Raw genomic sequence first — 25,088 nt, forward strand, 5'->3', positions numbered from 1 at the left:
AAATCCGTGCCGCGACGCTCGGGGTAGCGTTTGCGCTTTTCCCTGAGCGGGCCGGCCGGCGCGGACCCGACGATCAGCGTAGCGAGGACAGGATCGATGACAGACAAGACAACGCAAACCACCGAACAAGCCGTAGCCGAGGCGCCGCGCAAGCGCGCCGCCAAACGCACTGCCAGCGCGTCCACCAAGCCGGCCGTCAAGACGGTGGTCAAGACGGTAGTCACGGCGGTGACCACCGGCCGCAAGCCGCGTGCCGCCAGCGCCACGAAGACGGCGGCGGCCGCCACCGATCCCGTGTCCGCCGCGGCCGCCGCCGAGCCGGCCCTGAATGTGCGCAAGCGCGTCGTTGCCCGCCAGGACGCCGCGCGCCAGGAGACCGTCGCCGTGCTGGCCGACATCGCACGCCGCTACAACGTCAGCGCGCCGGCCCAGGCGCGCGAGGCGCTGCGTTCGGTCATCGAGGAGCTGTCGCCGGACGACGCCCAGGCCGTCCATCGCGCATTGCTGGAAGCCAATTCGGCGGCGCCGGGCACGCGCCGCAATCCTGACGACGAGCTGGCCGCTGACTGGCGCGAAGGCGTTTATCCCTATCGCCACCGCATGCTGCGCCGGAACTACGAAAAGCAGAAGTACAGCCTGCAGGTCGAATTGCTGAAGCTGCAGGCCTGGGTCAAGGCCACCGGCCAGCGCGTCGTTATCCTGTTCGAGGGCCGCGACGCCGCCGGCAAGGGCGGCACCATCAAGCGCATGATGGAACACCTGAACCCGCGCGGCGCGCGCGTGGTCGCGCTGGAGAAACCGTCGGATACGGAAAAGGGCCAGTGGTACTTCCAGCGCTATGTGCAGCATCTGCCCACCGCGGGCGAGATCGTCATGTTCGACCGCTCCTGGTACAACCGCGCCGGCGTCGAGCGCGTGATGGGCTTCTGCACCCAGGACGAATACCTGGATTTCCTGCGTCAGGTGCCGGATTTCGAACGTCATCTGGTCAGCAGCGGCATCCACCTGGTCAAGTTCTGGTTCTCGGTCAGCCAGGAAGAACAGCGCCGCCGTTTCCTGCAGCGCAAGGTGCATCCGCTCAAGCAGTGGAAGCTCAGCCCGGTGGACCTGGCCTCGCTGGACAAGTGGGACGACTACACCCGCGCCAAGGAGGCGATGTTCGCGCACACGGACACGGCCGACGCGCCTTGGGTGGTGGTCAAGTCCGACTGCAAGAAGCGCGCGCGGATCAATGCGATGCGCTACGTGCTCAGCCGCCTGCCGTACGAAGGCAAGAGCAGCGATCCGATGATGGCGCTGGATTCGCTGATCGTGGGCCGCGCGCTGTAGCCGCTCAGGCGCCCAGCGCCCGCAGGTTCAGCGTGTAGCTGCGTCCGATCCATACGGCGCAATCGCGGTGGTCGCGCATCGAGTCGCCGGTGTTGGGATGCATGAAGACATCCAGCGTCCCATGGTGCAGCGTCAGCCAGGTGGCGATCTCCGCGTAGTGTTCGGGCGTGAAGGCAATCTGGTAACTCCACTGCGGATGCGGGCCGACGGGGCGCTCATGGAAGCGCCCCAATTCCATCTGGCCGGCAAAGCGCGCGGCGATCCGTTCGCGCAGCGCGTGCGCGGCGTCGCGGCTGGTAGCGTCGAAATACACATGGGCGTGCCAGCTGGCGACATCGCTGATTTGCAGATCGGTCATTGTTCTTGCTCCGTCGGTGTCAGCCGCCCGCGCGCTTGGCGCGGATGCCTTGTTTTTGCAGGGCGTCTATGACGCGGTCGCAGTGGTCGCCCTGGATCTCGATCACGCCGTCCTTCACGGTTCCGCCCGAGCCGCAGGCGTTGCGCAACTGCTTGCCCAGCGTGTTCAGCGCGGCGCCGTCGAGCGCCAGGCCCTTGACCACGGTGACGCTCTTGCCGCCGCGGCCCTTGGTTTCGCGCGACACGCGGGCCATGCCATCGCCGGCGGGAACCGCCCGGGCGGCCTGCTGGCACAGGCACTGCGCCAGCGGCTTGCGGCATTCAGGGCACATGCGCCCGCCTTCGGTGGAATAGACCAGGCCGCCTGTAGAACTGCTTTTCATGATGGGCTTGCGAAAAGAGGGTTGGTCGTTGTCGGGGCGGGCGGACTTACTTGCCGCGCATCTGGTCTATCAGCCGCCGGTCACGCTTGGTCGGGCGTCCGGCCTCTATGCCCAGTGCGGGCTCGGGCGCCAGGCGGCGCATTTCGGCGGCGCGCTCGCGCGCCGCCACGCTTTCCGGCGTTTCCTCGTAGAGCTGGCGCGCGACAGGGGCGGGGCCGCGCACGCCGCTCACCGCCACCACCCGCACGTGCAGCGCCGGGTCTTCCTTGCGCACCGTGACCAGGTCGCCAGGCGCGACCTCGCGCGCGGGCTTGGCGGGCTGGTCGTTCACCAATACCCGGCCCTTGCCGATTTCCTGCACGGCCAGGCTGCGCGTTTTGTAGAAGCGCGCGGCCCATAGCCATTTGTCTAGGCGGATCTTGTCCATGATTCTTTACTTACCGGTATTGCTCTCAGGCGTCCATGATAGCCGCCGCAGGCCGCCTCGCCGCCGCGCGCGGCGCGAGCTGGCTGTCAGATCGCTTTCGATCACCCTGCCGGAACGCTTAAGCCAGGCTTAAAACGGCCTGCGCGCCGGAACTCGATGCGCGCGCGTCGTCTAACCAGAAACGCGTATCGGAGGGCAATCGGCTCATGGACCTGAACTGGCAGCAGCAACTGGCGGAAAGCGGGCTCTGGCTGGCGCGCGCGTTCGGCATTTCGGCCGTCGCGCTGGCGCTGGTGGCAGGCTTGCTTGCGCGCTACACGGACTGGGGACGCAAGTTCTGGCGGCTGGCGTGGCCGTATCTGGATCCCCGGCGCAGCTGGCGGCCCTTGCTGACGCTGGCGCTGCTGCTGTTCCTGGCGATGTTCGCCGTGCGCATGACGGTGCTGTTTTCGTTCTGGTACAACGGCTTCTACAGCGCCTTGCAGGCGCTGGACCAGAGCGCGTTCTGGCGCTTCTTGGGCATCTTTTCGGTGCTGGCCTGTGTGCACGTGGTGCGCACGCTGGCCGACAGCTATGTCGGGCAGGCCTTCGATATCCGCTGGCGCGTGTGGCTCAATGATCGCCTGACCCGCGACTGGCTGGGTGCGGGCGCCTACTACCGCGGCCATTTCGTCGACGCGCCGGTCGACAATCCCGACCAGCGCATCGAGCAGGACATTGCCATGTTCGTGACGGGTTCGCGCACGCTGGCGATCGGCGCGCTGAGCGCGGTGGTCTCGCTGGTGGCGTTCACGTCCATCTTGTGGGGCCTGTCCGGCGCCTTGACGGTGGCCGGCGTGGAAATTCCGCGCGCCATGGTGTTCATGGTGTACCTGTACGTGATCGTGGCGACGCTGTTCGCGTTCAAGATCGGACGTCCGCTGATCAAGCTGAATTTCCTGTCCGAGCGCTTGACGGCGAACTTCCGCTACGCGCTGGTCCGCCTGCGCGAGAACGCCGAGAACGTGGCGTTCTATCAGGGCGAGAACGTGGAGCGCGCGACGTTATGGACCCGCTTCACCGCCTATATCGCCAATCTGTGGGCGCGCGTGTACCGGGGGTTGAAGTTCGACGGCTTCAACCTGTCGGTGAGCCAGGTGGCCGTGGTGTTCCCGTTCATCCTGCAGGCGCCGCGTTTCTTCAGCGGCGCGATCAAGCTGGGCGACGTGATCCAGACCTCGCAGGCTTTCGGGCAGGTGCAGGACTCCCTGTCGTTCTTCCGCACCTCCTACGACACTTTTGCGCAGTACCGCGCCACGCTGGACCGGTTGAACGGCTTTCTGGATGCCAACGAGGCTGCGCGTGCGCTGCCGTCCGTGCGGACGGAGAGCCTGCCCGACGGCCTGGATATCGAATCCGTGCAGGTGGCGCGGCCGGACGGCACGGTGCTGCTGCGCGACCTGAACCTGAGCCTGCGCCCGGGCCAGGCCCTGCTGATCAAGGGACCATCGGGCAGCGGCAAGACGACTTTGCTGCGCGCGCTGGCGGGCCTGTGGCCCTATGCGCAGGGCTCGGTGCGCCGGCCGCAGGGCGCGTCGGCCTTGTTCCTGTCGCAGCGGCCCTATCTGCCCCTGGGCGATTTGCGCGGCGCGGTCGCGTATCCGGGGCTGGCGCAGCCCGAGGACGATGCGCGCCTGGCCGACGCGTTGCGGCAGGTCAACCTGGGGCATCTGGCCGGCCGGCTGGACGAGGTGGCGGACTGGTCGCGCATGCTTTCCATCGGCGAACAGCAGCGCGTGGCGTTCGCGCGCGTGCTCTATAACCGGCCCGCCATCGTCTTCCTGGACGAGGCCACGTCCGCCACCGACGAAGGATTGGAGCATGCGCTGTACAGCCTGCTGCGCGAGGCGCTGCCCTCATGCATGCTGGTCAGCGTGGGACATCGCAGCACGCTGGACGCGTTCCACACGGACAGGCTGGATCTGGATGGCGCGGGGAACTGGCGGGCGGGACCGATGGTCGGGGCGGGCGCCCAAATGGAGCGTTTACACCCGGCGGACGGGCGGGCCTGTGGGCTGCGGCGGGCGGCGGCCTAGCCCGCCGCCTGCCGCGGTTCAGGTGCCCACGCGCAGCGGACCGGTCAGCTTGCGCAGCGCGGCGACCACGCTTTGCGCGGTGATGCGGCCGGTCTTGGGATTGGCCGAGGGAATGTTCTGGATTTCCATCGAGAACGAGGCCGAGTCGGACACGACTTCGACGCGGTGCAGATTGCGTTCCAGCGAGGGATCGGCCCAGATTTCCAGCGTGGTCTTGTCCGGGCCGATGCCGGCCAGCGACACGCTGACCGCCACGTTCAGGTTGGCCGGAAAGCCCACCGCCGCTTCCCGCGGCGAGCCGCGGAAGATCAGGCGCGGTTCGGTGATGTCCGCGATGTCGATGTTGTTGTCGGTGAGGTAGGGCGCGCCCAGCAGGCCGCGCACCGGCTTGCGGGTGATCATGGTGACGGAATGGATCACGCCTTCGGCGGCCGCCGTGATGGCGTCCAGGCCCAGGATGGCGCCCGAGGGCACCAGAATCTGGCCGTGGTGCTGGCGGGCGAGCTCGATCAGGTCGTCATGGCGCAGCAGCGCGCCCGAACTCAGCACCACCATCTTCTTGCCGGCGCGCAGCACGGGTTCGGCGATGTCGCGGAACACCGCGGCGGGCGCGCATTCCACGACCACGTCGCAGTGCTCGTGCAGTGCGTCGATGGTGGTGTAGGCGGGCGCGGCCTGGGTCCAGGCAAAGGCCGGCGGGGCCTTGGGATCGCGCACCGCCACGGCGGCGAGCGTCAGGCCGGGCAGGCCGGCGTCCAGGGATTGCGCCACGGCCTGGCCGATGGCGCCGAAGCCGGCGATGCCGACACGGTAGCTGTTCATAAGGGTCCAGAGTAGGGCCGCGGCGCGCCGCGGGCGGTTCGGGAGAGGCAGGGCGCCACCGCGATGACGCAGCGCCGGGCCGTCGGCCACTGTAGCCACCGTGCGGGCAGGCGTCAATGCGGAATGGCGGCCATGCCCGGCTACACTTTGCGCTTGAGCCTACAGGAGTTCAGGCATGCTTATCCTTCCCGAAACACCAGACGACCGCGAGGCGATCTTCACGCTGACGCAGGCCGCCTTCAAAGACCATCCCCACAGCCAGCAGACCGAGGGCTACATCACCAACGCGTTGCGCGAGGCCGGCGCGCTGACGCTGTCGCTGGTGGCGCGGGTGGATGGGCGCATCGCGGGCCACGTCGCGTTTTCACCGGTGGCGATCAGCGACGGCTCGGCGGACTGGTACGGCCTGGGGCCGGTGGCGGTGCTGCCGGAACTGCAAGGCCGGGGCATAGGCGCGGCCTTGATCCGGGAGGGCCTCGCGCGCCTGAAGGCGCTGGGCGCGGCGGGCTGCGTGGTCATGGGCGATCCGGCGTACTACGCGCGCTTCGGCTTTGCGCAGACGCCGGCGCTGACATATCCCGGCGTGCCGCCGGAGTACTTCATGGCGCAGGTCTACACGCGGCCGGCGCAAGGCGACGTCGCGTATCACAAGGCCTTTGAAGCGACGGCGTAGCCGGCGCGGGCAGGGGGCGGCGCCGGCAGCGTGAATTCCGGCCCGGCGTAGTCCGAGGCAATGTCCAGGGCGCCCGATGCGAGCCGTCCCGCCCATTCATCCAGCGCGCGGCGCTCTTGCGCGCCGACCTTCGCGCCCAGCACCAGCCGCAGCGACGCGGGTTCCTCCAGGCCGTAGCGGGTCACGCGGCCCACTGCCAGCGCGCCCGCGGCATGGTCGGCGGCGGCGCGCTGCACGCACAGTCCCGAATCCGCCAGGGCCGATGCCAGATAGACCTGCGGATCGCGCGCCACCCAGTCCAGCACATTGCCGATCTGCCACACGCCTGTTTCGCGGCACACGCGCGTCACGCCGTCGCGGCCGCCGTCCATCATGGCGAACAGCACGCGCGCGTCGCGGGCGGACAAGGCCCGGGTCCAAGCGGCGCCCAGGGCCGGATCGTGCTGGTTGCCGCAGAAGGCGGTCAGCGGATCCTGGCCGGTGACCCGGCGCACGCCGTCGGCATAGGCGGCGCGGCCCTTCAGGCCGGGCCGCACCCTTTCGCCGGACAGATGGGCGGCCCGCCCGTTGGCGGCGCGCAAGCCCGCCAGCACGCCGGCAAGAAAGGCCGAGTGCTCTTGCAGGATTTCGTATGACGCGACGTTGGTGGCGGTGTGGTGCCCCTGGGTGATGGCGAACTGCGTGCGCGGGTAGCGCGGCGCCACCTCGGCCACGGGCGCATCGCCCTGGCCGCCATGCACGATCAGCAGATCAAGACCGGCGGCGCACAGCTGCGCGATGCGTTGCGCGCGCTCGGCGGCGTCGTTGGCCGCGATCCATTCCAGCTGCAAGGGCTGGCCCGCTTGCGCGGCGCGCTCCGCGCCGCGCACGGCCGCTTCGTTGAAGCCGCCCCGGCCTGGATGGCCGAACAGCACAAGCATGCGGCGGGCGCTCACAGGCTGGCTCCCGTGGATCGCACCACCGGCCCCCAGGCGGCGGCCTGGCGGCGGACGAAGTCGGTGAATTCGGCGGGGGACTTCCGCGCCAGCACAAAGCCCTGTCCTTCCAGTTTGGCGCGGATGTCCGCGGTGGCCAGTACCTGCGCGATGGCGTCGTTCAGGCGCTGCGAGACCGCGCCGGGCAGGCCGGCGGGACCTGACAGGCCGACGAAGTTCTCGGCGATCAGGCCGGGATAGCCCAGCTCGCCCACCGCGGGGATGTCGGGCGCCTGCGGCACCGGCTTGCCGGTCGTGACCGCCAGCAGGCGCAGTTGGCCGGACCGCAGGAACGGCAGGTTCTGCGGCAGCGCGTCCACCGCGAAGCGGATCTGGCCGCCCAGCAGATCGCGGCGCATGGCGCCGGAACCCTTGTAGGGAATGTGCTGCAGGCGCGCGCCCGTTTGCCGGGCATACAGCTCGCCCACGATCTGGCCCACCGACGCCAGTCCGCCGCTGCCATATTGCACCGGTTGGTCCTGCGCGCGGATCCAGGCGGTCAGCTCCGCGAAGCTGGTCGCCGGCACGGAAGGATGGACGACGAACACGGTGGGCACCGCACCCAGGTACGCGATGTGGTCGAAGCTGGCGAGCGCGTCGTAGCCGCCTTGCGGCATCAGGGCGGGCGAGATGGACAGCGGCGCCGAGTTCGACATCAGCAGGGTATAGCCGTCGTTGGGCGCCTGCGCCACCAGGCTCGCGCCTATGGTCGAGCCCGCGCCGGGCCTGTTTTCGATGACGACGGGTTGGCCGAGTCTTTCGGCCAGCGCAGGCGCGATGAGGCGCGCGGCGATATCGCTCGCGCCGCCTGGAGGGAAGGTGACGATGAGCCGGATCGGACGCTCGGGCCAGGCGGATGCGCGCGCGATGCGCGGCCGCGCCAGCGGCAGCGCCAGTGCGCCGGCAAGCATGAAGGTTCGACGGGAGATCGGCATGGCGTGGTTTCTACGTGACTGCCGCGAGGGCGGCAAAGGGGCGTACTGTAGAAAGCCGGGCCGGGCCTGACAAAGAATTTGTAGCCGTTTGCTTATGCCCGCCGCATCGCGCGGCGGGCATTTTTCAAGCGCGCGCGGCGCGCGGATCAGCTGCCTTTCTGCGCCTGCGCCATGTAGTCAACAGTCAGGTTCGACAGCGCGCGCACGCCGTTGATGAGGCCGGACTCATCGACGTAGAAGCGCGGCGAATGGTTCGGCGCGGCCTTCTCGACGTCGGTGCCCTTGGGCGTCACGCCCAGGTAGAAGAACATGCCCGGCACCTTCTCCTGATAGAAAGAGAAGTCCTCCGACGCGGTGGACTTGGGCTGCAGGCCGTAATTGCCTTCGCCCGCCACGCGCCGCAGGGTCGGGCCCATCTGTTCGGTCAGCGCGGGATTGTTGACGGTGGCGTTGTACAGCTCCACCACGCGCACGTCCGCCTTGGCGCCAGCGCTCTGCGCGATCATGTCGGCGGTGCGCGCGATGCGCTGGTGGATGTCCTTCTTCATGCCTTCGTCGTAGGTGCGGATGGTGCCGGTCATGGCGACGTTGTCCGGTACGATGTTCATGCGGTTGCCGCCGTGGATCGCGCCGACGGTGATGACGGCCGGCTCCAGCATGCTGTTGATCTGGCGGCTCGGGATGGTCTGCAATCCCAGGATGATCTGCGAACTGACCACGATGGGGTCGATGCCGGACCAGGGCCGCGCGCCGTGCGTCTGCTTGCCGGTGACGTCGATCCAGAACTGGTCGGCGGCGGCCATGGCGGGGCCGCTGCGCCAGCTGAGCTTGCCCGCCGGATAGGAGCTGGACACATGCAGGCCGAAGATGGCGTCCACCTTGGGATTCTCCAGCACGCCTTCCTGCACCATCATCTTGGCGCCCCAGATCTTCTTGCCGTCGGGCTCGAAGTCGGCGGGGCTTTCCTCGGCGGGCTGGAAGATGAACTTCACGCTGCCGGGGAGCTGGTCCTTCATGCCGGCCAAGACTTCGGCGGTGGCCATCAGGATGGCGGTGTGGGTGTCGTGGCCGCAGGCATGCATCACGTCCACTTCCTTGCCCAGGTAGGTGCCGCGGGCCTTGGACGCGAAGGGCAGGTCCACTTGCTCCTTGACCGGCAGCGCGTCCATGTCGGCGCGCAGCGCCACCACCGGGCCGGGCTTGCCGCCCTTGAGCACGGCGACCACGCCGGTGCCGGCCACGCCGGTCTTCACCTCCATGCCCAGCGCGCGCAAGTGGTCGGCGACCAGCTTGGCGGTGCGGTTCTCCTGGTTGCCCAGTTCGGGATGTTCATGGATGTCGCGGCGCCAGGCGATGAGCTTGTCCTCGATGGCCTTGGCGCGTTGATCGATCTGCGCGGCGAGCGCGGGATTGGGCGCGGGGACCAGCGGCCCTTGGGTGCCCGGCGCGCTTTGCGCGGCGGCCGGACCGGACAGCAGCAGGTGCGCGGCGAGGGCCAGCGGGGCCAGGCGGAACAGGGGTTTGCGGCAAGACATGTTTTGCTCTCCTCGTGGTTGTTAACCTGTTATTGGACGAGGATCTTACCGAAGCGCCGGACCGCGCGAGCGTTTGTTACCAACGCTTAAAAACAGGCTATTTTGATTCCGGCCGATGGAATTCCGCGCGCCGGAATCAGGGATTCAGGCGGTGTGGAGGACGCGCTTCGCGCCGCGCGCAAGAATCAGCAGCAACAGGGCCGCCAGCAGCGATGCGGCGCCAGCGCAGAGCATGGCGGCATGGAAGCCGCCGGCCAGCGCGGCGGCGGCCAACTCGGCCGCGTTGGCGGGTTGCGCCGGCAGTTCATGCAAGGTGATGGCGGCCCGCGCCAAGGTTTGCGCATCGGACGCGCCCAGCCGCGACAGTGAGGCCGTCAGCGCCTCGATCGCGCGTCCGCTCATCAACGCGCCCAACAGCGCGATGCCTATCGTCATGCCGGTCTGGCGCAGCGCGTTCATGGTGGCCGAGGCCATGCCGGAACGCTCGCGCGGCACCGTGGCCATCACGGCCATGCTGGTCGAGGGCACGGCCAGGCCGGTGCCCAGGCCCAGCAGCACCAGCAGGGAGCCGGACACGAGATAAGGCGTGTGCGCTTCGAAGCGGGTCATGCCCAACATGGCGATGCCGATGAAGGCGAAGCCCGCGATCATCAGGCGCGGCAGGCCGAAGCGCAGGTTGAGCCGGCCGAACACCAGCGACACCAGCCCGGCCGCGGCGAATTGCGGCGCCAGTTGCCAGCCGGTGGCCAGCGGCGACAGTCCCTGCACGTGCTGCAGGTAGAGCGAAAGGAAGAACAGGCTGCTGTAGGCGGAAAAGCCCAGTACGAAGGATGCGAAGTTGGTGATGGCGAAGCTGGCTTCGCGGAACAGCCCCAGCGGCAGGATGGGCCGCGCGGCGCGGTGTTCGACCCACAGGAAGGCGAGCAGCCCGGCGGCGGCGATGGCGAGCGCGACCGTGGCTTGCGGCGCAGCCCAGCCATGTTCGCCGGCGGCGATCAGGCCGTAGGTCAGCGCGCCCAGCCACAGCACGCTGAGCGCCTGGCCCGCGGGGTCGAAGGCGGCGTGCTCGGGATGGGCGCTTTCCGTGATGCTCCAGGCGCCCAGCGCGATGGCCAGCGCGCCCACCGGCAGGTTGATGAGGAAGATGCTTTGCCAGTTGAAGTGGGCGACCAGCACGCCGCCCAGCATGGGGCCCACGATGAGTGAAATCGCATTGCAGGAGGCCCATATGCCGATGGCCTGGGCGCGTTCCTTGGGATCGGGAAAGGCCTGGGTCAAGAGCGACAGCGCGCCCGGCACCAGCAGGGCGCCGGCCACGCCCTGCACCGCGCGGCCGATCAGCAGCGCCGTCAGGTTGTCCGCCAGGCCGCACAGGGCGGATCCGGCGGTGAACAGCAATACCCCCGCCAGCCAGGAGCGCTTGCGGCCGTAGCGGTCGCCCAGCGGGCCCGCGGACAGCATGAAGGCCGATAGGAACAGGGCGTAGGCGTCCACCACCCATTGCAGCCCCGCCATGTCGATGCGCAGGGCCGCCTGCATGGTGGGCAGCGCCACGTTGACGATGCTGATGTCCAGGATGGTGATGAAGCTGCCCAGGTTGACGGCGAGGACCAGGGCGCGGCGGCGTGCGGGATGCATGGCGGGACGCAGAGTAGGGGAAGGGGTATTCTATTCATCGACCGACCGTCGGTCAATGAAAGAGAATCGTTCCCATCTTGGCTTGATGCTGGACCAGCCGTTTCGGGAGTTCGCCCTTGCTCAGCCTGCGCCGTGAAAGTCCGGCAAGACATCGGCCGCCAACTCGTGGAGGATGTCGTCGGCAGTGCGATCCGAAGCGGCCAGGTTCAGCGCCACGTGATGCGTGCCGTTATCGCGCAGGGCCCGAAGCAGATCGGTCAAGGCCTGGCTTCCCATGCGGTATCCAAGGGGAATGGGCGTGGCCTTTTCGTGCCGGTCTGCGCTCAAGTCGAGCTTCATGGAAACGCCGAAGGCACGGAACTGGCCAGGGGCCGCGCGCTCGACGGCCGTGCGCCACAGGCGGTGACGGTGGTACTGATCTTCCGGTTCCCGATGGTAGGTGATCCAGCCGATGGCGTTTCGGGCGATCCAGTCCACGCTCTGTCCGCCGGAGCCCACCGCAAGTAGCGGGATGGCGTTGGGCGATTGCGGAAGCAGCATGAAGTCCGGCGACTCGGGCCCAGCCTGATCGGGAATCACGCGCGAAGGCTGATGAACAGCCGCCGCCAGTTTTTCCCAGTGGGCGCGAAACAGCTCGCGCCGCATGTCGGAATCCTGCCCGAACGCCGCATATTCCGGAGGTCGATCGCCGGAACCCAGGCCGAGAATGAACCGGCCGCGCGATAGAAGATTGGTGGATACCGCCCCTTTCGCAATGTGCAGGGGATGCCGCAGCGTGAGAACGATGGCTCCGCTGACCAAGGCGATCCGTTCGGTTTGGGATGCCAATGCCCCCAGAAACACCCAGGGATCGAGATGCCCGACCGGGTCCGGGTAGTCGGCGCTGTTCAAAGGCACATCGCGGACCCAAAGCGCCCGGAAACCCAGGACGTCCGCGAGCTTTGCAAGATGGAGCTGTTCGCCGAAATCGGCGACCGTTCGATCGCGGGACAGCATGGGCAAGGCCAGACCGATCGAGAGCCTCTTGTCGCTGAAAACGCGGGCTTGCGTGTCTGCGCCCGCAGGCAAGTCGTTGACCATCGTGTACCTCTATTCAATCGGGAAAAGTGTCGGCGGGTGGTTGCTGGCTGGCGGCAGGCAGCAGCTCCGCGCAAATCGCCACGCCGACCGGGATGTTGCCGGGCAGGTTGCGCACGCCGCACAGGGAACGTACATGCCCGGCCCGGTCCTCGAACGCCGCGGCCAGCAGGTCGGACGCGCCGTCGATCACCTGCGGATGGCTCAGGAATTCGTCGGTGCACGCGACATAGCCGTCGAGGCGAATGATCTGCCTGATGCGGGTGAAGCCGCCGAGGTGGCGATGTATCTGGGCCAAGGCATTGATGGCAGCGCACTTCGCGGCGTCGCGGCCTTGCTCGACGCTGAGCGCGTGTCCGAGCAGGCCGATATGCGCAGGGCGGCCGTTGACCAGCGGCCCCTGCATGGAAACGAACAGCATCGAGCCAGCTTCGATGACTGGAACATAACTGCCCATCGGTTGCGGTGGAACAGGCAGGTCCACGCCCATTGCGGCCAGCCGTTGCATGACGACATCGATCATGATGCGCGCTTGTCTCAGGGCACAAGAACCAGGGCGCCCTGCGTCTGGCTGCTGGCGATGCGTTCATGGGCTTGCGCGGCCTGGGCCAGGGGCATGACGCTGTCGATGACGGCCTTGATCTTGCCTTCCCTGATGGGGGCGAGCCATGCGGCGAAATCCTCTATGTCGCCCACAAGCGTGCCGCGCAGCTGTTTCTGGGAAAAGAAGAAGTCCCGGACGTCGATCGTCGCCTGCGTGCCGGCCATGAAACCCATGGTCACGATGATGCCTAGCGGCCGGACGGCGGCGATGGTCTTTTGGAGGATGTCGCCGCCAAGGTTGTCGATCGCTACGTCGACGCCGCGCCCGCCGGTCCAATCATTGAGCGCTTCGACGAAGTCCTGCTCGCTGGCGTTGATCACCAACTCGGCGCCCAGGCTTGCCGCGAGTTTCGCGGAGGCTTCGCTCTGCACCGTGGTCGCGACCCGGGCACCAAGCGCCCGCGCGACCTGGATGCTCATCATGCCCGTGCTGGACGCGCCCGCATGCACCAGGACCCGGTCGCCTTGCTTGACCTCGCCCACGATCTGCACCGAACGGATCGCAATCAACAGCGGAACCGGCAGTGCGGCGATCTGCTCGGCGGGAAGGCCGGTGGTGTCGCGCAGCAGCCATTGTTGCGGCACCACGATGTACTGCGCGTAGGTCCCGGGAATCTGAATGCCGGGGATCGCGTAGCTTGGCGCTGCCGTCACGGGCTGGACCCCGGCCTCTGCCGGATTGGTGGGATAGCCAGGCATGGCAATGACGCGTTCACCGACCCGGAAGTCGACGACGCCCGCGCCCAATTCGACGATCTCGCCTACTGCGTCCGAGCCGAGGATGTGGGGGAAAGCCAGCTCGGTAGCGATGTGCCCCAGGCGCACGTAATGGTCGAGCCGGTTGGTCCCGATAGCCAGGACCTTGACCAGGACTTCTCCCGGGCCGGGCTTGGGGGTGGGGATCTCTTCCAGCCGGATCTGTTCGGGGCCGCCGAAGGCGCGGATGACTGCTGCTTGCATGTTGGTATCTCCAAATGTCGAGGAATCCGGGGCTGGAGGGCGTGCCTTGCCGGTGTGGCTGCGCTGAGGATCGCTTCGTTTCCTAGCTCCCAAATGGTTGATACGATCATAAATCTCATATAATCTAAAAAGAAAGTAGGCACTTTTTAGTCATGTAGATACCATTTGGTAACCATAATGAGCCAGCAAAGCCCGGAAAGCGGGCAAACCTTCGTTCTGCGGGAAAACTGCCCTCAACGGCGCATTCACTACATCCTGAACGGCAAGTGGACGTCGATGGTTTTGTACGCGCTCAGCCATGGCCCTATCCGCACCGGGCAACTGGAACGGGCGTTGCCGGGCATCTCGAAAAAGATGCTGACCCAGACACTGCGGGACGTCGAAAACAGTGGCCTGGTGCTGCGCAAGGTATTCAATGTCGTTCCGCCCAAGGTCGAGTACTCGTTGACCGGCCTGGGGGAAACCTTTGTCGAGCCGCTCAAGACCCTGTACGACTGGGCCCAGGCCCATGCCTCGGCGCTCGACGAACTCGAAGGCAATCTGCGCCGCAATGGCGTATCGCCCGATTGAATCCGCCTGTCCGCTCCAGTGCCGGCAGACCGGGCGGCCGCCTCATCTACACTGACGCCTTGCTCTGAATCGACCCTGGACCGATATGCCTGCCGCTTCTGATCCGCTTGCCCCGCCCGCAGGTCCGGACGCCGCGCCCAAACCCCGCACCAAGCCGGCCGCCGTGCGCCTGGACGAGCTGATGGCGGCCGCGCAAGCGCTCTTCATCCAGAACGGCGTCGAGGCCACCACCATCAACGAGATCGTGGAACGCGCCGGCGTGGCCAAGGGCACCTTCTATCACTACTTCGCGTCCAAGAACGACATGCTGGCGGCGCTGCGCGCCAAGTTCTCGCAAGGGTTCCTGGACCATATCGACCGCGAAGTGCAGGCCTGTGCGCCGGACGATGGCGTGGCGCGGCTGCGCGCCTGGACCCGCGCCGGTGTCGAAGCCTACTTCGACGGCTACGAGCTGCATGACGTGGTGTTCCACGACGCCCAGCATCCCGACCGCGGCGTGGCCGAGAAGAGCGCCGTGCTGGAACAGCTGGAAGCGATACTCGAGGCCGGCGCGCGCGCCGGCTGCTGGAAGCTGGACGACGCGGCGTTGGCCGCCATCGTCCTGTACCACGGCATGCATGGCGCGGTGGACGCGTCCATCGCGCAGGGCCGGCGCAACGCGCAAGCGTTGTCCGGCCCTTTGTCGGCGATGTTCCTGCGCACGCTGGGTGCGGGCTGATGGGCGTGGCTTGATGGGCGTGGCCTGAAACTCGCGCCGCTGCAAGCGCCGCTATTGCAGCTTGATGCCCAGCTCCTTGATCAGCGGTCCCATTTCGGCGCGGTCGGCCTCGATGGTCGCGGCCAGTTCCTCTGGCGTGCTGCCGATGGGGATCATGCCCAGGGTTTCCATCTGCGCGCGCATCGCAGGTTCCTTCAGGATGTCCGCCACCGATTTCTGGATCAGCGCCACGCGTTCGTCGGGTATGCCGGCGGGCGCCATCAGTCCGATCCATGGCTGGGGCGAGTAGTCCTTCAAGCCGGATTCCTTCAGCGTGGGCGTGTCGGGCAGGCCGCCGAAGCGCTCCGGACTGGTGATCGCGAGCGCGCGCAGGCGGCCGCTGTCGATCAGGCCCTTGGAACTTGAAGGGGCATCCAGTCCCACGTCGAGCTGGCCGCCGATCAGGTCGTTCTGCGTCTTGCCCGATGACGAAGAGGGCACGTACAAGGCCTTGATGCCTGCGCGGCGCGCCGTCTGTTCCCACACCAGGTGGAACGCCGTGCCGATGGAGAACGAGCCCACGCTCAGGTTGCGCGCCTTGCTTTCGCGCACGAAGTCCTCCCAGGTCTTGAGCGGGCTGTCCTTGGGTACGATGAAGATGAAGGGCGTGCGCGCCACCAGCGAGATCGGCTTGAGGTCCTTTTGTGTATCGAATGGCAGGCTGTCCACCGCGAAGGGCACGATGGTGACGGACGAGGCCACCACCATGCCCAAGGTGTAGCCGTCGGGCGCGGACTTGACCAGCGCGCCGGTGCTGATGATGCCGGACGCGCCGGGCTTGTTCTCCACCACCACGGGCTGGCCCCAGGCGGCGCCCAGCTTGCTCGCCAGTACGCGCAGCATGACATCCACGGGCCCGCCGGGCGGATTGGACACGATGATCTTGACGGGTTTGTCGGGATAGGCGGCGCTGGCCGCCAGCGGCGCCAGCAGCGCTAGCGCGAGCGCGGTTTGCTTGAACATGGAATTCCCCTTGTTTTGGTGTGTTTGATGCGCGGGCGGCGTCCGCCCGCGGCAGCGCATAAGCCGCCCGGGCTCAGGCCAGGATCTGCATGTGCGGGGCCGACGGCCAGCCTGGCGCTTCGCCGCGGATGAACGCGATCCATGCCTGCTGCGTGGCGCGTGCAAGCTGTTGCGCCTGTTCCGCCGGCAGGCCGGCAAGCATGGGCGCGCTGGTGTACGCAGGCAAGGTGTCGAAGACGAAGGGCAGCTCGATGCAATGGCAGGCGCCGAAATTCGCCGTGGGCGCCACGTCGAAGCGCGCCAGCCAGGCCTGGCGGCCCTGGGCCACGGCGTCGGCGGCCCACTGGCGCGATGGCGTGCCGAACACCGCGTCGCCCAGGTCCTGGTCGGCAGCGGTCCGGCCGTTGCCGGGAAAGGCCGCCATTTCGTCGCGCGTGTAGCAGACCAGCACATCGGCGCGGGATGCGGCCTGCTTGAGCGCGGGCGCGATGTCCAGCGGCAATATCTGGCCGTCGAGCACCGGCGCGAACTGGCTGCGGCTGCTGCCTTCGGCGCGCAGCGTTGCGGCGACGGCGGGCGCCTGTTGTGCCGCCAGCAATGCCGCCACGGGCAGTTCGCGCGCGGCTTCCAAGGAGTCGGCGCCCGCGGCTTCTAGAAAGGCCTGCCCCAGCGCATCGGCCTGCCGCGCGCTGCGAAAGCCCCGGCCCAGCGCGGCGCTTTGCAGGATGGCGCGGGAGAAGCGCGGCTGGCGCGCCAGCATGGCGCAGATCGAGGACGCGCCCGCCGATTGGCCCATGACCGTAAGCTGTTCGGGATCGCCGCCCAGGTCCTGGATGTTGTCCAGCACCCAATCGATGGCGGCCTCCTGGTCCAGCAGGCCCGCGTTGGCCGTCTGGCCTGGCACGTACAGCCAGCCCAGCGCGGCCAGCCGGTAGTTGACCGCGACCACCACCACGTCGCCGCGCTGCGCGAGGCTCGCGCCGTCGTACCAGTCCAGCGCGCCGCCGCCGCTTTGCCAGGCGCCGCCGTGCAGCCACACGACCACCGGCCGCCGCTTGCCGTCGGCAGCGGGCGTCCACACGGTCAGATGCAGGCAGTCCTCGGATTGTCCGGCGCTGAAGTCGCCCATGGCGCCGCGCAGGCGCGAGGGCAATTGCGGCGCGACCGGTCCCGGCCGGGTGGCGTCGAGCTTGCCGCGCCATGCCGCCGGCTGCGGCGGCGCGAAGCGCAGCCGGCCGACGGGCGCTTGCGCATAGGGAATGGCGCTGTAGCGGCAAACGCCGCCTTCCTGCACGCCGGTCAGCGTGCCTGCCTGCAGCGACGCCTCTGCGAACTGACTCATATCCTGCCCCTTGTTTCTGGTCTGTAGCCCGGCCGCGGCAGGCGCCGCGGCGGTCGGACTATGGTAGGGAGGAATCGGTCGCGCCAGGCATGCAGGTTTCGAACATTGCCATGCGCAATCCGCATGGCTGGCGCCGGAGCGCGCCGGCTACTTGAGGATGCGCGCGTCCAGGCTGTTGTCAGCCAGGGCCTGGGCTTGCGCCCGCGACATGCCCAGATGCTCGTACAGCGCGTGGAAGTTCTCGTTGACGTAGCCGCCGAAATACGCGGGGTCGTCGGAGTTCACGGTGACCTTCACGCCCGCGTCCAGCAGCGACAGGATGTTGTGGTCGCGCATGTGCTGGAACACGCGCAGCCGGGTATTGGACAGCGGACAGACCGTCAGCGGGATCTGCTCGTCGATCAGGCGCGCAATCAGCTTCGGGTCTTCGGCGGCGCGCACGCCGTGGTCGATGCGCAGCACCTTCAACAGGTCCAGCGCTTCCCAGATATATTCCGGCGGGCCTTCCTCGCCGGCGTGCGCGACGCCCGGCAATCCTTCGGCGCGGGCGCGGTCGAATACGCGCTGGAACAGGCGCGGCGGAAAGCCCATTTCGCTGCTGTCCAGTCCGACGGCGATGAAGGCGTCGCGGTGGGGCAGGGCGGATTCCAGCGTGCGCATGGCCTGCTCTTCGGGCAGGTGGCGCAGAAAGCTCAGGATCAGTCCGCTGCTCACGCCCAGCTGCTTGCGGCCGTCTTCGAGGGCCTGGCTGATGCCGGTCAGCACCGTATCGAAGGGCACGCCGCGATCGGTATGGGTCTGCGGATCGAAGAACGGTTCGGTATGCACCACGTTCTGCTCGCGGCACTTGAGCAGATAGGCCCAGGTCAGGTCGTAGAAATCCTGCTCGGTGCGCAGCACGTCCGCGCCGCGGTAATAGAGGTCCAGGAATTCCTGGAGATTGCCGTAGTCGTAGGCGGCGCGCAGGGACTCGATGTCCGGCCACGGCAGCGCCACGCCGTTGCGCTGCGCCAGCCGGAACAGCAGCTCGGGTTCGAGCGAACCTTCCAGGTGTAGGTGCAGTTCCGCCTTGGGCAGTGCGTTGAGCCAGTCGTACATGGGTGCTCCGATCAAAAAAGTGTTGCCTGCCCAGGATAACGCGCAAAGCGCCGCGCGGCTCAGGCCGTCAATGCGGCGGCGTCGACCTGGATGGCGAGTTCAAGCTGGACGGCGAAGGCGCGCGCCTGCCGCGTGCTGGGACGGTCGCGGCGCCAGATGGCCGCCAGCGGCGACTTGCGCAGGACCGGCCGGTCGGCCAGGACCACCAGCTCGCCGCGCGCCTGCCGGATCGCGGCCACGCTGCCGGGCAGCATCCACAGGTACAGGCCGTCCAGCAGCATCTCGCGGCCGAATTCCAGCGACAGGGCGCCGATCATATCCGGAATCGCCAGGCCCGCCTGGCGCAGCGACATTTCCAGTTCGCCGCGGATGCGGCTGCCGGGCAGGGCGGTGATCCAGGGGTAGACCACGTAATCGGCCAGCGTGGCGCCGGGCAACTGGGCCAGCGGATGGTGCGTGGCGCAGGCCAGCACCACGGGATCCTCCAGCAGCGTGGTGGAGCGGTAGATCTGCGGATTGACGGTGGACGAGAAGCGGCTGATCAGCACGTCCAGCGCGCCCGCGTCCAGGTCTTCGATCAGCCGTTCATGCGTGCCGATCTCGATGGTGAGCGTGATGCGCGGATAGGCCTGGCGGTAGGCGCGCGCGGCCTCGGCCACTGGCCAGCCCGCGAACATCGAAAAACAGCCCACCGTCAGGCTGCCTTCGTCCCCGCGCGAAACCGCGGCGAGATCGACCTCGGCCTTGCGGAAGTCCGTGAGCAGCAGGCGGGCGTGGCGGCACATGGTGTCGCCCAGCGGCGTGCAGGTGGTGCCGCGGGCGGTGCGCTCGAACAGCCGCGCGCCCACCAGTTCTTCGATTTCGGCGATGGCGCGCGACAGCCCCGACTGCGTGCTGTGCAATTGCGCGGCTGCCTTGGACAAGTTGCCCAATTCGGCGACGGTCAGCACGATTTCCAGATGACGGATGCGGAGCTTACCTCGGAACGGTGTCATGGCGCGGGTCGGAAGGGAGTAGCCGATTATTCTCCCCCGGCGCGCGCTTGGCAACGCGGGGCGGGTTTCGACCGGCCGGGTTTCGGCCGGCCGGGTTTCGGATATAGTTCGCGCCAGACCGATAATCGGAGCGCGGCCCGGGCCGGCCCGGCGGCCGGCAAGAGAAGAGGGCAGCCATGAAGGCAGCGGTATGCGGCGCGCGGAGGATGGGCAGGCTGGCAGCAGCAGCGGCGCTGGCTGCGCTGGCCTTGAGCGGCTGCGGCGCCTCCAGGGTCGACGGCGTGTCCGTTGCCTGGCCTCCCTTTCGAGACGGGACGCTGGCGGCGCTGCCAGCGGATCCGGCCCAATGCCCGGATCTGGCCGGCGTCTATCGGGCGCAAGGCGAGTTCGTGTCTGGCGACCGCGAGGCCGGCGCATCGATGGACCTGCGCAGTTTCCTGCAGTATCCCTTGGACCTTCCGGGCATGGGCGACAACCCGTTGCCGGAATGGCGTTCCGGACCCGAGGCCACCGTGGCTTTCACGGCCGCCGCGGACGGATGGGAGATATTGGCGCTGGACGGGCAGGGCGCGCGCGCTTCGGGCCGCCTGCCGCAGTTGAACGGCGCGCAGGACCCTGCCGCCCTGCCTGGCGCGGCCCAGCCTTCCAGGCCGGACGGCATCCGGCGCCTTGGCGGTTGCACGCAGGGCCGGCTGTGGATCAGCGTGCGGCACGACTGGCGCCAGTACGAGTCCATGGGCGTGCGGCGCCATGTGGCGCTGCTGCGGCCCGAGGCAGGAGGCCTGCTGGTGACGGTGCGGCGGGAATCCGACAGCATCGGCCTGTTGCCCTGGTATTCGAATGAGGGCAGCGTGTACCAGTATTGGTTCGCGCCCGCGGGCCGCTGAGCGCGGGCCCGACAATTTTCCGCGCGGCCTTGGCCGCGTTCCATCCAATAGCCTCATGACCTCTGAAAACCCGTCCACCGCCACATCCGACCCGCGCGCCCGCTTCGTCTCCGGGCCCATGGGCCCGCATGTGCTCGAAATGGTCCTGACCGGCTGGGCCAGCATGCTGGCCGTATTCGCGGTGGAGTTCCTGTCGCTGCTATACCTGGGCACGCTCAAGGACGAGGCGGTGTTGGGCGCGGTGGGCTTTGGCTCGATGACGCAGTTCACCATCATCTCGGTCTGCATCGGCGTGACCGTGGGCGGCACGGCCCTGGTGTCGCGCGCGCTGGGGGCGGGAGAGGCGCCGCGCGCCCGCGCGCTGGCCGGCGCCTCGCTGGTCCTGATGGCCGCCGCCGCGCTGGTGTCCGGCGCGTTGTTCCTGGCCGTGATCGGTCCCTACACGGCGGCCATCAACCTGGCGGAGGACGTGCGCGCGCATCTGCTGTCCTACGTGCTCATCACGACCCCGTTCGCGGTCGTGATGGGCGTGGGCATGATGCTGTCCAATCTGCTGCGCGCCGCGGGCCATGGCCGCCAGTCCATGTGGGTGTTGCTGGCGGGGACGGCGGCGGTCGCGGCGCTGGACCCGCTGGTCATCTTCGTGCTGGACGGCGGCATGGAGGGAGTGGCCTGGGCCGGCGGCGTGGGCCGACTGGTCACGGTGGCGCTGGGCGCCTGGCTGGTGTTCGGCAAGCATCGCCTGGTGGCCTGGCCTGCCGGCGCGGCGCTGCGCGCGCACCTGGCCGCCATCGGCCGGATCGCCTTGCCCGCCGCGCTGACCACGCTGGCCACGCCCGCGGCGGTCATCTTCACCGTGTCTACCTATGCCGGCTTCGGCTCCAGCGTGATGGCGGGCGCCACGGTGGTGGACCGGGTGCTGCAACTGGCCTATGCGCTGTTCTTCGTGCTGCCGGGCGCCATCGGGCCCATCCTCGGGCAGAACCTGGGCGCCGGGCAATGGGACCGCGTGCAGCAGACGGTGCAGCTGACCACGCGCTGGTCCTTGATGTACGGCTTCGGCGTGGCGGTCCTGCTGGCCTTGCTGGCGCCCTGGGTGCCCGACCTGTTCCAGGTGACCGGACCTGGGCGCGACTTGATCGTTTTCTTCTGCCGCTACGGCAGTTTCGCCTGGGCGCTCAACAGCCTGTACTTCGTCGCCATCGCGGTGTTCAACAACCTGGGGTATGCCACCTACTCCACCGCCATCGGCTGGCTGCGCGCCACCGTGGGCACCTTGCCCTTTGTCTGGCTGGGCGCGTATTACGGCGGCCCGGAAGGCGTGCTGGCGGGGCAGACCGCGGGCTTCGCCCTGTTCAGCCTGATTGCCATGCTGCTGTGCCGGCGCGTCATGCGGGCGCCGCCGGCGGGCGCGGCGGTGCAAGCGCGGCAGGCTGCCTAGGGCGCTGCGAAGCCGCTACACGCCTGCAAGCCGTTTGGGCGGCGATGCTGGCGGGCCTGCCCTGGGGGGCGTTCGATTTTGACGCCCGGTCGCGGTACGATCCCGGCTGACTTCGATTTTTCAGGATTGCCATGCGTCAGCGTTTCGTACGCCTTCGAATCGACACCTTCTCCCGCGTGCTGCTGGCCGCGGCCTTTGCCGCGGCCGCCGGCGGCGCACAGGCGCAGGGGCCCGCTTCCGCCACGGGATCGAGCGCCCAGCCCGCGGTGCCGGTGCAGACCCTGCCGGCCCTGACGCCCAAGCGCAGCTTCGACAACACTCCCGCGCCTGCCGCCAACACGCCGGCGGCTCCGGCCGATGACCGGGCCGGCCAGGCGTTGCCTCCCAGGTCGGCTGCGCCCGCGCCGGCAAGCCTGCCAGCGCCCGCGGCCTTGCCCGCGCCCGCTGCGGCCCCGGCGCCGACCGCTGCGCCTGCGGCAACTGCTGCGCCGGCGGCCACTGCCGCGCCCGCCGCGCCGGCCGCCACCGCCAGCCCCGCGCCCACGGTCATCATCCCGACCGAACTCGACACCAAGGCCTGCATCGCCAAGCTGCGCAAGGGCGCCACGGCCAACGGCCTGACCGTGGCCGATTGGGACCAGTACACCGCCAACGCCAAGCTGCTGCCCACCACGGTCGCATCCGCCAAGGGCCAGCCGGAAGGACGCGAAGCCTGGTGGGACTACATCGCCAAGACCGTGGACGAGGAGCGCGTGCGCGACGGCCTCGGCGTGCTCGCCAAGTACGGTCCGCAGTTGTCGGCCATCAGCCAGCAGTACCAGGTCGACCCGGCCACGCTGGTCGCCATCTTCGGCATCGAAACCAACTACGGCCGCCAGGTCGGCAAGACCAACGTGCTGGACGCCTGGCTGACGCGCGCCTGCACCGAGAACAAGCCGCTGTGGGAAAAGAATGCCTACGCCTCGGTGCGCCTGCTGCGCGACGGCATGGTGCCGGCGGACAATTTCGTCGGCTCCTGGAGCGGCGCCTTCGGCATGACGCAGTTCATCCCGACCTCGTTCTATGAACTGGCCGCCGATGGCGACGGCAACGGCAAGATCGATCTCTACAACTCGCTGCCCGACGCACTGGCCTCCACCGCCAACCATCTGCGCAAGCGCCGCGCCAAGTGGACGCACAGCCTGCCGGCCGTGATCGAAGTGCGCGTGCCGGCCGAGCTGGCCGCCGCCATCCCGGCCTCGCCCGACGCGGAATACGTGGGCTCGCAGGACCGCCGCACGATCGCCCAGTGGGCCCAGGCCGGCGTGAAGCAGGGCAACGGTTCGGCGCTGAAGCTGGCGTCGGGCAACGAGGAGCAAGCCTATCTGTTCGCGCCCACCGGCTCCGCGGGGCCGGTGTTCCTGGCGACGGTGAATTTCGACGCCATCCTGCATTACAACCAGTCGCGCCGCTACGGCCTGGCGGTGTCGATGCTGCTCAACCGCCTGCAGGGCGGCCCGGACCTGGTCGCGGCCTGGCCCACGGACGACCCTGGCCTGTCACGCGCGCAGATCAAGGAGCTGCAGGAAATGCTTTACGGCCTGGGCCATGACGTGGGCGTGGCCGACGGCATCCCGGGCAGCAAGACCCGCGACGCCGTGCGCGAAGAGCAGGTCAAGCGCAAGCTGCCGGAAGATGGCCGCGTGGGCAAGCGCATCTATGATGCGATCAAGGCCACCTGGCCGCCCGCCGCAATCCAGGCCCGGCCGGCAGCCCAGCAATGACGGTGGCTTCCGGCACGCAGGGCTATGGCGAAAACGCCGCGGCCCTGGCAGACCAGTACGAGAGCATCGCGTTTGCGGACGTGCACCGCGACGTGGCGCACCTGATCCCCGCAGCGCCGTCGCGCATCGCCGACATAGGCGCGGGGTCGGGGCGCGACGCCGCCGCGCTGGCGCGGATGGGCCATGCCGTGGTGGCGGCCGAACCCACGCCCGAGTTGCGCCAGGAAGGCCAGCGCCGCCACGCGCTGCCCAACCTGGAGTGGGTCGACGATGCTTTGCCGGACCTGGCCGTGCTGCGCGGGCAGGGCCGGCTGTTCGACGTGATCATGCTGACGGCTGTCTGGATGCACCTGGACCCCGATGAGCGCCGCCTGAGCATGCAGGCGCTGGCCGCGCTCTTGGCGCCGCAAGGCCAGATCCTGATGTCGCTGCGGCACGGGCCGGTGCCGCCAGGGCGTCGCATGTTCGATGTGTCGGCGCAGGAAACGATAGCGCTGGCGGCCGGCCATGGCCTGTCTTCGCATCACCTCAGCGAGCGCGAAGACATGCTGGACCGCGCCGACGTGCGCTGGAGCTTCCTGGGCCTGCGCCGCGACTGAAGCGGGATCCCGGGCCGGTTCCGGCCCGGGGGACTCGTCCGTTGGACGATGGGCTGGCCGGCTGTCCGCCGGTATCATGTGCGGCTCGGCCCTCTCTTTTTTCCGCCATGCCCGCCGCGCTACTCCCCGACACTTTCCAGACTGCCCGGCTGCACGCCCGGCGCATGGACGAAACCCATTTTTCCTTCATCGCCGCCATGCATGCGGACGAGCGCCTCATGGCCACCATGGGCGGCACCCGGACGGACGCGGCCAGCCGCCGCTATCTGCTGCAGAACGTCGAGCATTGGGCCGAGCAGGGCTATGGCATGTATGTGCTGGCCGACCGCGCCAGCTGCGCGCTGGCGGGCCGGGCGGGCTTGAAGCGTACCCAGTCGCGGGGCCACGACGAGGTCGAGGTGGCCTATGCCTTCCTGCCCGCGAGCTGGGGTAAGGGCTACGCCACTGAAATCGCGCAGGCGCTCCTGGCGCTGGGATTCGACCGGCTGTCCGTGGAGGCCCTGGCCGCCGTGGCGCTGGAAGAGAATGCCGCGTCCTGCCGGGTGCTGGAGAAGTGCGGCATGCGCCAGGTCGGGGGCGCGGGCGCCGGCGGTTCCGGGAAGCGCCGCTATGAAATCCACCGCGCCGAATGGCCACTGCCGCAGGCGGACGCCGCGGCTGGCGGCGGGCGCAGGCGCTAAGATTCGGGTATGAGCACCAAGCAGATTCCCGAAGACGACCCGCAGCCCGTTCCACCCGTCGCGCCCGAGCCCGAAGAGTGTTGCAACAGCGGCTGCATACCCTGTGTCTATGACACCTATAACGAAGCCATGGATGACTACCGCGCAGCGCTGAAAGCCTGGCGGGCCAGGCATCCGGAGCAGTCCAAGGGCTAGGCGCCTGCCA

The 25,088-nt window shown here is 68.4% G+C and carries 26 protein-coding genes; 11 read left to right on the plus strand and 15 right to left on the minus strand.

From position 1 onward, the window contains the following. Window positions 1–96: 96 nt before the first annotated feature. Window positions 97–1,329 carry a polyphosphate kinase 2 gene (gene ppk2, locus FOC84_RS24410; protein WP_173146800.1) on the plus strand — a complete coding sequence of 411 codons (1,233 nt, stop codon included), beginning with the start codon at window positions 97–99 and terminating at the stop codon, window positions 1,327–1,329. 4 nt (window positions 1,330–1,333) lie between these two features. On the opposite strand, the gene FOC84_RS24415 is transcribed toward ppk2, so the two are convergent. Genes FOC84_RS24415 through FOC84_RS24425 form a run of 3 tightly spaced genes read right to left on the minus strand, consistent with a single transcriptional unit; the run spans window position 1,334 to window position 2,496 of the window. Further along, window positions 1,334–1,687 carry a DOPA 4,5-dioxygenase family protein gene (locus tag FOC84_RS24415; RefSeq protein ID WP_173146802.1) on the minus strand — a complete coding sequence of 118 codons (354 nt, stop codon included), beginning with the start codon at window positions 1,685–1,687 and terminating at the stop codon, window positions 1,334–1,336. A 19-nt stretch (window positions 1,688–1,706) separates the two neighbouring features. Next, window positions 1,707–2,069, minus strand: a complete 363-nt coding sequence (locus FOC84_RS24420) for a translation initiation factor Sui1 (RefSeq protein ID WP_173146804.1) — start codon at window positions 2,067–2,069, stop codon at window positions 1,707–1,709. 46 nt (window positions 2,070–2,115) lie between these two features. Next, window positions 2,116–2,496 (minus strand): RNA-binding S4 domain-containing protein, encoded by a 381-nt coding sequence (locus FOC84_RS24425; RefSeq protein WP_088156944.1) that lies wholly within the window; start codon window positions 2,494–2,496, stop codon window positions 2,116–2,118. Window positions 2,497–2,702: 206 nt separating this feature from the next. Between FOC84_RS24425 and FOC84_RS24430 the strand changes: the two genes are divergently transcribed. Next, a complete protein-coding gene (locus tag FOC84_RS24430; protein ID WP_173146806.1) occupies window positions 2,703–4,571 on the plus strand; it encodes an ABC transporter ATP-binding protein/permease in 1,869 nt (622 codons plus the stop codon). Between the two features lie 18 nt (window positions 4,572–4,589). Here FOC84_RS24430 and FOC84_RS24435 read toward each other — a convergent pair whose 3' ends face one another. After that, window positions 4,590–5,393, minus strand: a complete 804-nt coding sequence (locus tag FOC84_RS24435) for an aspartate dehydrogenase (RefSeq protein WP_173146808.1) — start codon at window positions 5,391–5,393, stop codon at window positions 4,590–4,592. A gap of 175 nt (window positions 5,394–5,568) precedes the next feature. Here FOC84_RS24435 and FOC84_RS24440 point away from each other — a divergent pair, with 175 nt between their 5' ends. Continuing rightward, window positions 5,569–6,066, plus strand: coding sequence for a GNAT family N-acetyltransferase (locus FOC84_RS24440; RefSeq protein ID WP_173146810.1), 498 nt, complete (start codon window positions 5,569–5,571; stop codon window positions 6,064–6,066). Here FOC84_RS24440 and FOC84_RS24445 read toward each other — a convergent pair. The 7 genes from FOC84_RS24445 to FOC84_RS24475 form a co-directional block, all read right to left on the minus strand. Next, window positions 6,039–7,001, minus strand: coding sequence for a BMP family ABC transporter substrate-binding protein (locus tag FOC84_RS24445; RefSeq protein WP_173146812.1), 963 nt, complete (start codon window positions 6,999–7,001; stop codon window positions 6,039–6,041). The two genes, FOC84_RS24440 and FOC84_RS24445, sit on opposite strands and share 28 nt — an antisense overlap. Beyond that, complete coding sequence (locus FOC84_RS24450; protein WP_173146814.1) at window positions 6,998–7,975, minus strand: Bug family tripartite tricarboxylate transporter substrate binding protein; 978 nt, start codon at window positions 7,973–7,975, stop codon at window positions 6,998–7,000. Before FOC84_RS24450 ends, FOC84_RS24445 begins: the two co-directional genes overlap by 4 nt. A gap of 146 nt (window positions 7,976–8,121) precedes the next feature. Next, window positions 8,122–9,510, minus strand: a complete 1,389-nt coding sequence (locus FOC84_RS24455; RefSeq protein WP_173146816.1) for an amidohydrolase — start codon at window positions 9,508–9,510, stop codon at window positions 8,122–8,124. A gap of 144 nt (window positions 9,511–9,654) precedes the next feature. Then, window positions 9,655–11,148 (minus strand): MFS transporter, encoded by a 1,494-nt coding sequence (locus FOC84_RS24460; RefSeq protein WP_173146818.1) that lies wholly within the window; start codon window positions 11,146–11,148, stop codon window positions 9,655–9,657. Between the two features lie 120 nt (window positions 11,149–11,268). Then, window positions 11,269–12,228 carry a TIGR03571 family LLM class oxidoreductase gene (locus FOC84_RS24465; RefSeq protein ID WP_173146820.1) on the minus strand — a complete coding sequence of 320 codons (960 nt, stop codon included), beginning with the start codon at window positions 12,226–12,228 and terminating at the stop codon, window positions 11,269–11,271. A 13-nt stretch (window positions 12,229–12,241) separates the two neighbouring features. Then, on the minus strand, window positions 12,242–12,748 hold the full coding sequence (locus FOC84_RS24470; protein ID WP_173146821.1) for a RidA family protein: 507 nt from the start codon (window positions 12,746–12,748) through the stop codon (window positions 12,242–12,244). Between the two features lie 14 nt (window positions 12,749–12,762). Continuing rightward, window positions 12,763–13,788: a quinone oxidoreductase family protein gene (locus FOC84_RS24475; RefSeq protein ID WP_173146823.1), complete on the minus strand. Its 1,026-nt coding sequence runs from the start codon at window positions 13,786–13,788 to the stop codon at window positions 12,763–12,765. Window positions 13,789–13,965: 177 nt separating this feature from the next. Between FOC84_RS24475 and FOC84_RS24480 the strand changes: the two genes are divergently transcribed. Continuing rightward, a complete protein-coding gene (locus FOC84_RS24480) occupies window positions 13,966–14,358 on the plus strand; it encodes a winged helix-turn-helix transcriptional regulator (protein ID WP_173146825.1) in 393 nt (130 codons plus the stop codon). Between the two features lie 85 nt (window positions 14,359–14,443). Continuing rightward, complete coding sequence (locus FOC84_RS24485; protein ID WP_173146827.1) at window positions 14,444–15,076, plus strand: TetR/AcrR family transcriptional regulator; 633 nt, start codon at window positions 14,444–14,446, stop codon at window positions 15,074–15,076. A 51-nt stretch (window positions 15,077–15,127) separates the two neighbouring features. On the opposite strand, the gene FOC84_RS24490 is transcribed toward FOC84_RS24485, so the two are convergent. The 4 genes from FOC84_RS24490 to FOC84_RS24505 form a co-directional block, all read right to left on the minus strand. Further along, window positions 15,128–16,078, minus strand: a complete 951-nt coding sequence (locus FOC84_RS24490; RefSeq protein WP_173146829.1) for a Bug family tripartite tricarboxylate transporter substrate binding protein — start codon at window positions 16,076–16,078, stop codon at window positions 15,128–15,130. Between the two features lie 73 nt (window positions 16,079–16,151). Further along, the gene (locus tag FOC84_RS24495) at window positions 16,152–17,420 is read right to left on the minus strand and encodes a carboxylesterase family protein (protein WP_173146831.1); all 1,269 of its coding nucleotides are present in this window, start codon (window positions 17,418–17,420) and stop codon (window positions 16,152–16,154) included. A 147-nt stretch (window positions 17,421–17,567) separates the two neighbouring features. Further along, window positions 17,568–18,518, minus strand: coding sequence for an adenosine deaminase (locus FOC84_RS24500; RefSeq protein ID WP_173146833.1), 951 nt, complete (start codon window positions 18,516–18,518; stop codon window positions 17,568–17,570). Between the two features lie 59 nt (window positions 18,519–18,577). Beyond that, window positions 18,578–19,513, minus strand: coding sequence for a LysR family transcriptional regulator (locus FOC84_RS24505; RefSeq protein ID WP_173146835.1), 936 nt, complete (start codon window positions 19,511–19,513; stop codon window positions 18,578–18,580). Window positions 19,514–19,689: 176 nt separating this feature from the next. Between FOC84_RS24505 and FOC84_RS24510 the strand changes: the two genes are divergently transcribed. The 6 genes from FOC84_RS24510 to FOC84_RS24535 all read left to right on the plus strand — a co-directional run bounded on the left by FOC84_RS24510 (window position 19,690) and on the right by FOC84_RS24535 (window position 25,078). After that, window positions 19,690–20,400, plus strand: a complete 711-nt coding sequence (locus FOC84_RS24510; protein WP_254241766.1) for a hypothetical protein — start codon at window positions 19,690–19,692, stop codon at window positions 20,398–20,400. 55 nt (window positions 20,401–20,455) lie between these two features. Further along, window positions 20,456–21,841: an MATE family efflux transporter gene (locus FOC84_RS24515; RefSeq protein WP_173146837.1), complete on the plus strand. Its 1,386-nt coding sequence runs from the start codon at window positions 20,456–20,458 to the stop codon at window positions 21,839–21,841. Between the two features lie 131 nt (window positions 21,842–21,972). Then, entirely contained in the window at window positions 21,973–23,604 is a 1,632-nt protein-coding gene (locus tag FOC84_RS24520; RefSeq protein ID WP_173146839.1) for a lytic murein transglycosylase, read from the plus strand. Beyond that, entirely contained in the window at window positions 23,601–24,203 is a 603-nt protein-coding gene (locus FOC84_RS24525) for a class I SAM-dependent methyltransferase (protein ID WP_173146841.1), read from the plus strand. The genes FOC84_RS24520 and FOC84_RS24525 overlap by 4 nt, the downstream gene beginning before the upstream one ends. Before the next feature lie 164 nt (window positions 24,204–24,367). After that, complete coding sequence (locus FOC84_RS24530; RefSeq protein ID WP_254241767.1) at window positions 24,368–24,883, plus strand: GNAT family N-acetyltransferase; 516 nt, start codon at window positions 24,368–24,370, stop codon at window positions 24,881–24,883. Window positions 24,884–24,892: 9 nt separating this feature from the next. Next, window positions 24,893–25,078, plus strand: coding sequence for an oxidoreductase-like domain-containing protein (locus FOC84_RS24535; protein ID WP_088141481.1), 186 nt, complete (start codon window positions 24,893–24,895; stop codon window positions 25,076–25,078). Window positions 25,079–25,088 lie beyond the last annotated feature (10 nt).

It is taken from the genome of Achromobacter pestifer (genome assembly GCF_013267355.1).
In the GTDB taxonomy this organism is placed as follows: Bacteria; Pseudomonadota; Gammaproteobacteria; order Burkholderiales; family Burkholderiaceae_B; genus Achromobacter; species Achromobacter pestifer_A.

Bases quoted from the DNA above. Each gene is read 5' to 3' on its own strand.
- ppk2 (WP_173146800.1), top strand. From the start codon at position 97: ATGACAGACAAGACAACGCAAACCACCGAACAAGCCGTAGCCGAGGCG.
- FOC84_RS24415 (WP_173146802.1), bottom strand. From the start codon at position 1,687: ATGACCGATCTGCAAATCAGCGATGTCGCCAGCTGGCACGCCCATGTG.
- FOC84_RS24420 (WP_173146804.1), bottom strand. From the start codon at position 2,069: ATGAAAAGCAGTTCTACAGGCGGCCTGGTCTATTCCACCGAAGGCGGG.
- FOC84_RS24425 (WP_088156944.1), bottom strand. From the start codon at position 2,496: ATGGACAAGATCCGCCTAGACAAATGGCTATGGGCCGCGCGCTTCTAC.
- FOC84_RS24430 (WP_173146806.1), top strand. From the start codon at position 2,703: ATGGACCTGAACTGGCAGCAGCAACTGGCGGAAAGCGGGCTCTGGCTG.
- FOC84_RS24435 (WP_173146808.1), bottom strand. From the start codon at position 5,393: ATGAACAGCTACCGTGTCGGCATCGCCGGCTTCGGCGCCATCGGCCAG.
- FOC84_RS24440 (WP_173146810.1), top strand. From the start codon at position 5,569: ATGCTTATCCTTCCCGAAACACCAGACGACCGCGAGGCGATCTTCACG.
- FOC84_RS24450 (WP_173146814.1), bottom strand. From the start codon at position 7,975: ATGCCGATCTCCCGTCGAACCTTCATGCTTGCCGGCGCACTGGCGCTG.
- FOC84_RS24455 (WP_173146816.1), bottom strand. From the start codon at position 9,510: ATGTCTTGCCGCAAACCCCTGTTCCGCCTGGCCCCGCTGGCCCTCGCC.
- FOC84_RS24460 (WP_173146818.1), bottom strand. From the start codon at position 11,148: ATGCATCCCGCACGCCGCCGCGCCCTGGTCCTCGCCGTCAACCTGGGC.
- FOC84_RS24465 (WP_173146820.1), bottom strand. From the start codon at position 12,228: ATGGTCAACGACTTGCCTGCGGGCGCAGACACGCAAGCCCGCGTTTTC.
- FOC84_RS24470 (WP_173146821.1), bottom strand. From the start codon at position 12,748: ATGATCGATGTCGTCATGCAACGGCTGGCCGCAATGGGCGTGGACCTG.
- FOC84_RS24475 (WP_173146823.1), bottom strand. From the start codon at position 13,788: ATGCAAGCAGCAGTCATCCGCGCCTTCGGCGGCCCCGAACAGATCCGG.
- FOC84_RS24480 (WP_173146825.1), top strand. From the start codon at position 13,966: ATGAGCCAGCAAAGCCCGGAAAGCGGGCAAACCTTCGTTCTGCGGGAA.
- FOC84_RS24485 (WP_173146827.1), top strand. From the start codon at position 14,444: ATGCCTGCCGCTTCTGATCCGCTTGCCCCGCCCGCAGGTCCGGACGCC.
- FOC84_RS24490 (WP_173146829.1), bottom strand. From the start codon at position 16,078: ATGTTCAAGCAAACCGCGCTCGCGCTAGCGCTGCTGGCGCCGCTGGCG.
- FOC84_RS24495 (WP_173146831.1), bottom strand. From the start codon at position 17,420: ATGAGTCAGTTCGCAGAGGCGTCGCTGCAGGCAGGCACGCTGACCGGC.
- FOC84_RS24500 (WP_173146833.1), bottom strand. From the start codon at position 18,518: ATGTACGACTGGCTCAACGCACTGCCCAAGGCGGAACTGCACCTACAC.
- FOC84_RS24505 (WP_173146835.1), bottom strand. From the start codon at position 19,513: ATGACACCGTTCCGAGGTAAGCTCCGCATCCGTCATCTGGAAATCGTG.
- FOC84_RS24510 (WP_254241766.1), top strand. From the start codon at position 19,690: ATGAAGGCAGCGGTATGCGGCGCGCGGAGGATGGGCAGGCTGGCAGCA.
- FOC84_RS24515 (WP_173146837.1), top strand. From the start codon at position 20,456: ATGACCTCTGAAAACCCGTCCACCGCCACATCCGACCCGCGCGCCCGC.
- FOC84_RS24520 (WP_173146839.1), top strand. From the start codon at position 21,973: ATGCGTCAGCGTTTCGTACGCCTTCGAATCGACACCTTCTCCCGCGTG.
- FOC84_RS24525 (WP_173146841.1), top strand. From the start codon at position 23,601: ATGACGGTGGCTTCCGGCACGCAGGGCTATGGCGAAAACGCCGCGGCC.
- FOC84_RS24530 (WP_254241767.1), top strand. From the start codon at position 24,368: ATGGACGAAACCCATTTTTCCTTCATCGCCGCCATGCATGCGGACGAG.
- FOC84_RS24535 (WP_088141481.1), top strand. From the start codon at position 24,893: ATGAGCACCAAGCAGATTCCCGAAGACGACCCGCAGCCCGTTCCACCC.